Genomic DNA, 458 nt, shown 5'->3' with positions numbered 1-458 from the left:
TCACGTTAACCGCGGACCATTGAAGCGAACTCAACCGGGTGACGGGCTCACGCTGCGAGGCCAGCGACGGCTTTCCATTGTGCCATGGCGCACAGACGATGCAGATGGATGGCGAGGGCGGAGCGACGGGACCGGGGCGGGACGAACAGATTGCGGACGGCGGAGAAGACGGCGACGAAGCGCTGCAGGCTGCCTGGAGATCGAAAGCCTTGCATCGTCCGCTCGCGCTTTCGGAGCGGCAGGTGTGAGTTCTCGGCCCGGTTGTTGAGGCCCTTGTGCGCGCGATGCTCGATCGTCGGCATGATCTGGCGCCGGGCGGCGGCATAGGAGCCGAGCTTGTCGGTGATCATCCGCCGGGGCGCACAGCTCTGCTTCTTCAAAAGACGCCTCAGCAACCGCCGCGCTGCCTTGGTGTCACGCCGGGTCTGCACGATCTCATCTAGGGTATAGCCGTCCTG

1 protein-coding gene is annotated in these 458 nt (G+C 64.8%); it reads right to left on the bottom strand.

Features of this window, described 5'->3' with window-relative positions; genetic code table 11:
- Positions 1–47: 47 nt before the first annotated feature.
- On the bottom strand, positions 48–458 hold a 411-nt coding region (locus AC1DRP_RS36880; RefSeq protein WP_476771184.1), incomplete at its 5' end, for an IS6 family transposase.

The sequence above is a fragment of the Allobosea sp. 01N443 genome (assembly GCF_056399325.1).
The sequence above is the reverse complement of the archived record's forward strand: the minus strand, read 5'-3'. Positions and strand labels throughout refer to the sequence as shown.